Here is a 9,370-nt window from a genome sequence, read left to right on the forward strand (position 1 = left end):
ATGTCGTCCCAATCCATCGAACCCCACTACTCAACTCCTCTGTTGGCGTTGGTCTCTGCCATTATGGACTTCCCGGCGCCACAAACCGCCACGTCTGACGATTACGATTCCCTGATCCAGCAGATTGACCAACTCTGCCCGCTGCAACATTTCGGCATGCTGGGCCTCTCCGATACCGGTCTGAACTGGCTTTACGCCTACAAGGTCAGCGATATCTTCAAGCAACAGCTGGGCCGTGAGCAGTCCCGCATCACCGATCAGCTCACCCAGCTGGATGAGGCCGAAGGGTGGTGCGTCTTCCCCATTGAGCATGGCCAGATACAGTGGTTGCTGGCGCGTGGCACACCAGCCGACCTGCCGACCCTGCGTCTGCTGCTGGAGTGTCTGGCCAAACGGCTGACCGAAACCCAGGCGGGCTCCCATCTCACCGAGCTCCCTTCGCCGCTGATCCGCAAAGACCCGAACTGGAAAAAGAAAATCGAGAGCATCAGCCGCATCATGCGGCTCGCCAATACCCTGCCGGCCCAGGCGCTCTTCTCCCAGCTGGAAGCGGTACTGCGCCAGATGCTCACCATCGAGGACATGCTGCTGGTCAGGCTAACCAGTCAGAAGCTGGAAAAGATCTACCCCGCCCATCCCCATCAGGGAGACGAGTTCATCAGCGGCTTGTGCCACAGCACCAGCAATATCGAGGTGAGCAGGGAGTCACGCTACTGGCACAGCATGCCGCTGCGGCTGCAACAACAGTACTTCGCCCACTTCATCATCAGCACGGCTCAACCGCTGGAGACCGACGACAAGCTGTTTCTCGACTTTCTGCGTGGCCAACTCACCCTGCTGCTGGAGCTGAGACGGATCCGCCAGCAGCTCAACGACATCAATACCGAAGACTCCATCAACCAACGGCTGCAACAGCTGCGTCAGACCAACCTCAGGCTGCAAAAGCAGCTCAAGCAGCATCAGGAGCTGGAACGGCGGCTGCAATTCGATGCGCTTCACGACCCGCTGACCCAACTGCCCAACCGCGCGCTGTTGATGAACCACCTCAACCACGCCATGACCCACTACAACCGCTACAAGTCCCCGGGATTCGCGGTGATTTTTATCGATGTGGATCACTTCAAGCAGATCAATGACACCCTGGGCCACAGCGCTGGCGATCAGCTGCTCAAGGAGGTGAGTCGCCGCCTGCAAACCTGTATCCGACAAAACGATCTGGTGGCCAGACTGGGGGGCGACGAATTTGTCATCTATCTGGACAGCAGCAAGAGCGACGATGACATCAGCCCGGTACTCAACCGCATTATCAGCCGTCTCTCCTACCCGTTCCGGCTACTCGGCAACGAGTTGAGCATTACCGTCAGCCTTGGGGTATCGAGCGTCTCCGAGCAAACCTCAGATATCAGCCAGCTGCTCCATCAGGCCGATCTGGCCATGTATCAGGCTAAGCGCAATGGTCGCAGTCGCATCGTCAGCTACTCGGATGATTGCATCAACCAAAACTGGAATTCGCCGGAAGAGATGCTGGCCAGAGCCCTGCGGGAGGGGCGTATTGTCCCCTACTTCCAGCCGGTGATCCGGCTGCAGGATAGCCGCCTGACCGGACTGGAGGTGATGGCGCGCTGGCTAACCGAGGAGGGGATTCTAAAGGATGCGTTCGACTTTATTCCGCTGGCGGAGCAGTGCGGCCTGATTCTGGAGCTGGATTACCAGATCCTGCGCCACACCTGTCAACAACTGAAGAACTGGCTGCCAATCTCCGGGCAGAGCAAGTTCAAGGTCGCCATCAATCTGTCGGGCAAGCATCTGGTCAACCATGACCACATCATGCGACTGATGGGGATCATCGAAGAGGAAGGGGTCGCCCCCGGCTATCTGATTTTTGAATTCAACGAGCGGGAACTGTCGCGACAAGATTCCGATGCACTGGCGTCGCTGCACGAGCTGCGCGCCAAGGGTATCCAGATCAGCCTCGATGATTTCGGCACCGGCTTCTCCTCCCTCAACGCTCTGTTCCACTTCCCGGTGGATTACATCAAGGTGGATGACAGCTTTACCCAGCGGATGCTGCAATCGCCCAAAGATTTGGCGCTGATCCGCGCCATGCGGGATATCTGTCAGGATCTCGATTACACCCTGGTAGTCGAGGGGATCGAGAACCAGCAGCAATTGCAGAAGCTGATTGATATCGGCTGCCGGATGGGGCAAGGGCGCTATATCTCACCGCCCATGCCGGGAGCAGACATAGTACCGCTACTGACCCCGGCCAATCCTTAGGATGAATCCTTCTTGAACAGCGCCCGCAGGTTGGCAACACCAACCTGCCCCTTCTGCTGGCGCTCCTCGGCAGTCACCTTCTTCTGGTTTTCCCATTCAAGGTCATCTTGCGGCAGCTCCAGCAGGAAGCGGCTCGGCTCTGGCCGTACCGACTCGCCAAACTGACGCCGCTCCTTGCAGAGGGTGAAGGTCAGTTCGGTCTGAGCCCGGGTGATCCCCACGTAGGCGAGACGCCGCTCCTCCTCGACGTTGTCTTCATCTATGCTGGTCTGATGGGGCAGCAAGCCCTCCTCCATCCCCACCATGTAGACATAGGGGAACTCCAACCCCTTGGAGGCATGCAGGGTCATTAACTGCACCTGATCGGCATCATCCTCCCCTTCGTTGCGCTCCATCATGTCGCGCAAGGTGAGGCGAGTGACCACCTGTGCCAGCGTCATCGACTCCTCCAGCTCATCCCCTTCCAGCATCTCGGTGATCCAGCGATACAGAGTGGAGACGTTCTGCATCCGCATCTCGGCCGCTTTCGGGCTGGGGGAGGTCTCGTAGAGCCACTCTTCGTAGTGGATCTCCTTGATCATGTCCCGCACCGCCTCCACCGGATTGCCACGCAGCGCCTGATCGCCAAGGCGTACCAGCCAGTTGGTGAAGGCCTGCAGGGCCACGAGGCCCCGCCCAGAGAGGTGCTGCTCGAGCCCCAGCTCGAAGCTGGCGGCAAACAGGCTCTTGCCGCGCTGATTGGCATACTGACCCAGTTTTTCGAGGGTAGTGGGGCCGATCTCGCGACGCGGCAGGTTGACCACCCTCAGGAAGGCGGTGTCCTCATCCGGATTCACCAGCAGCTTGAGGTAGGCCATGATGTCCTTGATCTCGGTGCGGGAGAAGAACGAGGTGCCGCCGGAGATGCGATAAGGAATCCGGTTGGTCATCAGCGCCTTCTCGAAGATGCGCGACTGATGGTTACCCCGATAGAGGATGGCGTAATCCTTGAACCGGGTGCGGTTCATAAACTTGTGGCCCATCATCTCGGCGGCGATCCGCTCCGCCTCGTGCTCCTCGTTCTTGGCGAACAACACCTTGAGCTTCACCCCCTCATCCAATTCGGAGAAGAGCGCCTTGTCATAGACGTGCGGGTTGTTGGCGATCAGAATGTTCGCGCACTTGAGGATCCGCCGCTTGGAGCGGTAGTTCTGCTCCAGCTTGATCAGCTTGAGGCTGGGGAAATCTTCGCTCAGCAGCACCAGATTCTGCGGCTTGGCCCCACGCCAGGAGTAGATCGACTGGTCGTCATCCCCCACCACGGTAAAGCGGGCGCGCTCGCCGACGATCTGCTTCACCAGCTCGTACTGGCTGGTGTTGGTATCTTGGTACTCATCGACCAGCAGATAGCGGATCTTGTTCTGCCAACGCTCGCGCACCTCCTGATTGCTCTTGAGCAGCAGGGTCGGCATCACGATGAGGTCATCAAAATCCAGCGCGTTATAGGCCACCATCTGGCGGTGATAGCGCTCGTAGAGCTGGGCCATCAGCACCTCTTCCGGCCCGCGGGCGATACGCATGGCGCGGGCGGGCAGGATGAGGTCGTTCTTCCAGTTGGAGATTTGGCTGATAAGGGCCGAGAGCTTGTCCTTGTCGTTGTCGAGCTCGTCTTCAGTCAATTCTTTCAGCAGCGCCAGCTGGTCGGTGTCATCGAACAGGGAAAAGTTCGCCTTGAGATTCAGGCTCTTGTGCTCCCGACGAATGATATCGAGCCCCAGAGTATGGAAGGTGGAGACCATCAGCCCCCGCGCCTCCTTGCGGCCCAAAGTCTGGCCGACCCGCTCCTTCATCTCCCGCGCCGCCTTGTTGGTAAAGGTGACGGCGGCGATATTGCGCGCACTGTAGCCGCACTGCTGCACCAGATAGGCAATCTTGTTGGTGATGACGCGGGTCTTGCCCGATCCGGCACCCGCCAGCACCAGGCAAGGGCCGGAGACATACTTGACCGCTTCGTTCTGATTGGGGTTGAGCTTCATGGGCCGGATCTCTTGGCTTATGATGAGGGGCGGCATTGTACCAGAAATCACCCGACGAGCCGTACCTGCTGCACGGCAGGCAACCGCCATCCCGGCTTATCGCACCTTGTGTTCGGGCGCTATTTTCAGGATCATGGCCGACCTTTCGAGATGATGACTTTTTCCGGATGATGAGGGGAGCATGAATCAGCAACAGCACGACCAACTGCGCAGCCAGTTTCCGGCCTTGGCGCAGGAGGTAAACGGCCACCCTCTGGTCTATCTGGACAACGCCGCCACCACCCAGAAACCACAAGCGGTACTGGATGCCATCGCTCACTACTATCGGGCCGACAACGCCAATGTGCACCGCGCCGCCCATGCGCTGAGTGGCCGTGCTACCCGCGCCTTCGAAACTGCCCGCGAGACGGTCGCCCACTTCATCAATGCACCCCGCAGCCAAGAGGTGATCTGGACCCGCGGCACCACGGAGGCGATCAATCTGGTGGCCCAGAGCTGGGGGATGAGCGAGCTCAAGGCGGGGGACGAAATTATCCTCAGTACGCTGGAGCACCACGCCAATATCGTCCCATGGCAACTGGTCGCCCAGCGTACCGGCGTGGTGATCCGGGTGATCCCCCTCGATGAGCGGGGCGATCTCGATCTGGCCGCCTATCACGCAATGCTGGGGCCACGCACCCGGCTGGTGAGCGTGGCCCACGTCTCCAATGCCCTCGGTACCGTCAATCCAGTCAAAGAGATGGTGGCAGCGGCCAAGGCGGTTGGCGCCGTGACGCTGATCGACGGTGCTCAGGCGGTGGCTCATCTCGAGGTGGATGTGCAAGCCATCGGTTGCGACTTCTACGCCTTCTCCGGCCACAAGCTCTATGGCCCGACCGGCATCGGTGTGTTGTGGGGCCGCACCGAGCTATTGGAGCGGATGCCGCCCTGGCAAGCAGGTGGTGAAATGATCGACCGGGTCAGTTTCAGCGGCACCACCTTCAATAGCCTGCCCTTCAAATTCGAGGCGGGCACCCCCCATATTGCTGGCACTATCGGCCTCACCGCAGCCATCGACTTTGTGATGGGGCAAGATCGGCATTGGCTCGCCAGCCATGAGCAGACACTGACCGACTATCTGGTCGCTGGCCTGCAACAGGTGCCGGGGCTGCGTCTGGTCGGCGAACCCGGCCAACGCGCCGGTGCTGTCTCTTTCTTGCTCGATGACATCCACCCGCAAGATGCCGCCACCCTGCTCGATATGCAGGGGATCGCCCTGCGAGTCGGCCATCACTGCGCCATGCCACTGATGGAATCGCTCGGGATCGGCGGTACCCTGCGCGCCTCCTTGGCCTGCTACAACAATCGGGACGATGTCGACGCCCTGCTGGCCGCCCTGCACAAACTCAGTGACTTCTTCTAAGGCAGACAACCGAATGAGTGACCTCGCAAGCTATACCCAGATTGGCCTTGAGCCCAACGCCGACACCATCCGCCAGCAGTTTGCCGCAGCAAACGGCTGGGAGAACCAGTACCGGCTCATCATCCAGCTCGGCAAGCTTTTACCCATGCTACCCGGCGAATGGCAGCAGGAGGAGTTCCGCCTCAAGGGGTGTGAAAGCCAGGCTTGGCTGAAGGGAGAACAAAGCGAGGATGGCTGCTGGCACTTTGCCTGTGATTCCGATGCCCGCATCGTGCGTGGCCTTATCGTCATCGTGCTGGCGGCACTCAACCACCAATCGTCTACGGCGATCCAGGCTTTTGATATGGAAGGGTATTTCACCGAACTGGGGCTGGAAAAACACTTGAGCCCGTCACGAGGTAACGGGCTCAGAGCGATCGTGCTGGCGATCCGGGAGCAGGCAGTCTAATCCGCTTTGTGCAGAGGTCGATTACGCTTCGCTAATCGACCCTACTTCTTCATTCCCGGCATCTTTCTCGGCGCGGGCACCCCGCTCGGCAATTTTCTTCAATACCCGGGACGCGGCAACCAGCCCGAAGGTTGCCGTCACCGGCGTCACAGCGCCAAAGCCGGAGGCGCAATCCATCTTCATGGTGCCATCGCTGGCTGCCTTGGCCTGACAGGTGCCACCATGACCATCCGGATAGCTCAGCTGTTCGGTTGAGAAGACACACTCCACTCCGAATTTGCGAGCCGGATTCTTGCTGAAGTTATGCAACCGGCGCAGGTCGGAGCGCACCTTTGCCGCCAACGGGTCTTGAATAGTCTTGGCCAGATCGGCCACGGTGATTTGGGTCGGATCCATCTGCCCGCCAGCACCTCCCGCCACAATCACCGGGATTTTGTTGCGCTTGCAGAAGGCAATCAGCGCCACCTTGGCCTTGACCGAGTCGATGGCGTCCACCACATAGTCAAACTCCCGCTTGATATGCTCGGCCAGATTGTCGGCGGTGACGAAATCGTCTACCTCGATCACATCGCAATCCGGATTGATGGCGCGAATGCGCTCGGCCATCACCTCGGTCTTGAGGCGACCAATCGTCCCCTGCATGGCGTGGATCTGACGATTGGTGTTGGTGATGCAGATATCGTCCATGTCGATCAGGGTGATCTGGTTGATACCGGCACGGGCCAGCGCCTCCGCCGCCCAGGAGCCCACGCCGCCGATCCCCACCACACAGACTTTCGCCTGGCTAAAGGAACGCAGGGCATTCTGACCATAAAGACGGGCAATGCCCCCGAATCGCTGTAGATATTCTGCTTTCATACCACCACCTTGCTTGAGGGCGGCCATTATAACGGCAACCACCGCCAGCCGCGATGGCAGAACCGGAGAAAATCGGGAAGGAAAAACTGGGAAAACGGCTGAGAATAGAGAATAAAAGGTCAATTATCAGACTATTTGCTGAATTACAGGCAATAAAAAACCCCGCTCGATGAGCGGGGTTCTTAAATTGGGTGCCTGGCAGTGTCCTACTCTCGCATGGCGAATGCCACACTACCATCGGCGCTACCGCGTTTCACTTCTGAGTTCGGCATGGGATCAGGTGGTTCCACGGCGCTATGGCCGCCAGGCAAATTCTTCAATCTGAGAAAGCTGATGTAAGTAGTTTCGTATTCGTTACAAGGCTCGAAACACTTCTTGGGTGTTGTATGGTTAAGCCTCACGGGTAATTAGTATGGGTTAGCTCAACACATCACTGCGCTTACACACCCCACCTATCAACGTTGTGGTCTCCAACGGCCCTTTAGGACCCTCAAGGGGTCAGGGATGACTCATCTCAGGGCTCGCTTCCCGCTTAGATGCTTTCAGCGGTTATCGATTCCGAACTTAGCTACCGGGCAGTGCCACTGGCGTGACAACCCGAACACCAGAGGTTCGTTCACTCCGGTCCTCTCGTACTAGGAGCAACTCCCTTCAATCATCCAACGCCCACGGCAGATAGGGACCGAACTGTCTCACGACGTTCTGAACCCAGCTCGCGTACCACTTTAAATGGCGAACAGCCATACCCTTGGGACCGACTTCAGCCCCAGGATGTGATGAGCCGACATCGAGGTGCCAAACACCGCCGTCGATATGAACTCTTGGGCGGTATCAGCCTGTTATCCCCGGAGTACCTTTTATCCGTTGAGCGATGGCCCTTCCATTCAGAACCACCGGATCACTATGACCTACTTTCGTACCTGCTCGACCTGTCCGTCTCGCAGTTAAGCTGGCTTATGCCATTGCACTAACCTCCTGATGTCCGACCAGGATTAGCCAACCTTCGTGCTCCTCCGTTACTCTTTGGGAGGAGACCGCCCCAGTCAAACTACCCACCAGGCACTGTCCGCGAGCCCGATTCAGGGCCCTGCGTTAGAACATCAAACATACAAGGGTGGTATTTCAAGGACGGCTCCAGCGCAACTGGCGTCACGCCTTCAAAGCCTCCCACCTATCCTACACATGTAGGTTCAATGTTCAGTGCCAAGCTGTAGTAAAGGTTCACGGGGTCTTTCCGTCTAGCCGCGGGTACACCGCATCTTCACGGCGAATTCGATTTCACTGAGTCTCGGGTGGAGACAGCATGGCCATGGTTACACCATTCGTGCAGGTCGGAACTTACCCGACAAGGAATTTCGCTACCTTAGGACCGTTATAGTTACGGCCGCCGTTTACCGGGGCTTCGATCAAGAGCTTCGCTTGCGCTAACCCCATCAATTAACCTTCCGGCACCGGGCAGGTGTCACACCCTATACGTCCACTTTCGTGTTTGCAGAGTGCTGTGTTTTTGATAAACAGTCCCAGCCATCTGGTCACTGCGACTCCCAACTGCTCCATCCGCAAGGGACTTCACTGTCAAGAGCGAACCTTCTCCCGAAGTTACGGTTCTATTTTGCCTAGTTCCTTCACCCGAGTTCTCTCAAGCGCCTTGGTATTCTCTACCCGACCACCTGTGTCGGTTTGGGGTACGATGACTTGTAATCTGAAGCTTAGAGGCTTTTCCTGGAAGCAGGGCATCAATGGCTTCCACACCGTAGTGTGTTCGTCTCGTGTCTCAGTGTTGTGTCTCCGGATTTGCCTAGAAACACCACCTACGCACTTTCACCAGGACAACCGTCGCCTGGCCCACCTAGCCTTCTCCGTCCCCCCATCGCAATTACAAGTCGTGCAGGAATATTAACCTGCTTCCCATCGACTACGCCTTTCGGCCTCGCCTTAGGGGTCGACTCACCCTGCCCCGATTAACGTTGGACAGGAACCCTTGGTCTTCCGGCGAGGAGGCTTTTCACCCCCTTTATCGTTACTTACGTCAGCATTCGCACTTCTGATATCTCCAGCATACCTCTCGATACACCTTCGCAGACTTACAGAACGCTCCCCTACCACTCACACATAAGTGTGAATCCGCGGCTTCGGTGCCTGGTTTGAGCCCCGTTACATCTTCCGCGCAGGCCGACTCGACTAGTGAGCTATTACGCTTTCTTTAAATGATGGCTGCTTCTAAGCCAACATCCTAGCTGTCTGAGCCTTCCCACATCGTTTCCCACTTAACCAGAACTTTGGGACCTTAGCCGGCGGTCTGGGTTGTTTCCCTCTTCACGACGGACGTTAGCACCCGCCGTGTGTCTCCCGGATAGTACTTACTGGTAT

General features: G+C 57.9%; 5 protein-coding genes and 2 rRNA genes (1 of these 7 only partly in view). 3 read left to right on the forward strand and 4 right to left on the reverse strand.

All coding sequences use genetic code 11. The features are described from left to right. Nucleotides 1-2,277 carry a bifunctional diguanylate cyclase/phosphodiesterase gene (locus I6L46_RS16565; RefSeq protein WP_181223098.1) on the forward strand — a complete coding sequence of 759 codons (2,277 nt, stop codon included), beginning with the start codon at nt 1-3 and terminating at the stop codon, nt 2,275-2,277. Here the strand turns inward: I6L46_RS16565 and rep are convergent. Continuing rightward, nucleotides 2,274-4,292 carry a DNA helicase Rep gene (gene rep / locus I6L46_RS16570; protein ID WP_216976391.1) on the reverse strand — a complete coding sequence of 673 codons (2,019 nt, stop codon included), beginning with the start codon at nt 4,290-4,292 and terminating at the stop codon, nt 2,274-2,276. The two genes, I6L46_RS16565 and rep, sit on opposite strands and share 4 nt — an antisense overlap. A 181-nt stretch (nt 4,293-4,473) precedes the next feature. Between rep and I6L46_RS16575 the strand changes: the two genes are divergently transcribed. Together I6L46_RS16575 and I6L46_RS16580 are read left to right on the forward strand one after the other, a co-directional pair. After that, nucleotides 4,474-5,694, forward strand: coding sequence for a cysteine desulfurase (locus I6L46_RS16575; RefSeq protein ID WP_216976393.1), 1,221 nt, complete (start codon nt 4,474-4,476; stop codon nt 5,692-5,694). Nucleotides 5,695-5,707: 13 nt separating this feature from the next. Next, nucleotides 5,708-6,142, forward strand: coding sequence for a SufE family protein (locus I6L46_RS16580; protein WP_047439524.1), 435 nt, complete (start codon nt 5,708-5,710; stop codon nt 6,140-6,142). Nucleotides 6,143-6,163: 21 nt separating this feature from the next. Here I6L46_RS16580 and tcdA read toward each other — a convergent pair whose 3' ends face one another. The 3 genes from tcdA to I6L46_RS16595 all read right to left on the reverse strand — a co-directional run. Further along, on the reverse strand, nt 6,164-7,000 hold the full coding sequence (tcdA, locus tag I6L46_RS16585) for a tRNA cyclic N6-threonylcarbamoyladenosine(37) synthase TcdA (RefSeq protein ID WP_216976394.1): 837 nt from the start codon (nt 6,998-7,000) through the stop codon (nt 6,164-6,166). 193 nt (nt 7,001-7,193) lie between these two features. Beyond that, nucleotides 7,194-7,308: ribosomal RNA gene (rrf, locus tag I6L46_RS16590) — 5S ribosomal RNA — on the reverse strand. A 78-nt stretch (nt 7,309-7,386) separates the two neighbouring features. Next, nucleotides 7,387-9,370, reverse strand: a 23S ribosomal RNA gene (locus tag I6L46_RS16595) (it continues 906 nt past the right edge of the window).

Origin of the sequence: Aeromonas sp. FDAARGOS 1416 (assembly GCF_019048085.1) — a bacterium.
Taxonomy (GTDB): Bacteria; Pseudomonadota; Gammaproteobacteria; order Enterobacterales; family Aeromonadaceae; genus Aeromonas; species Aeromonas veronii.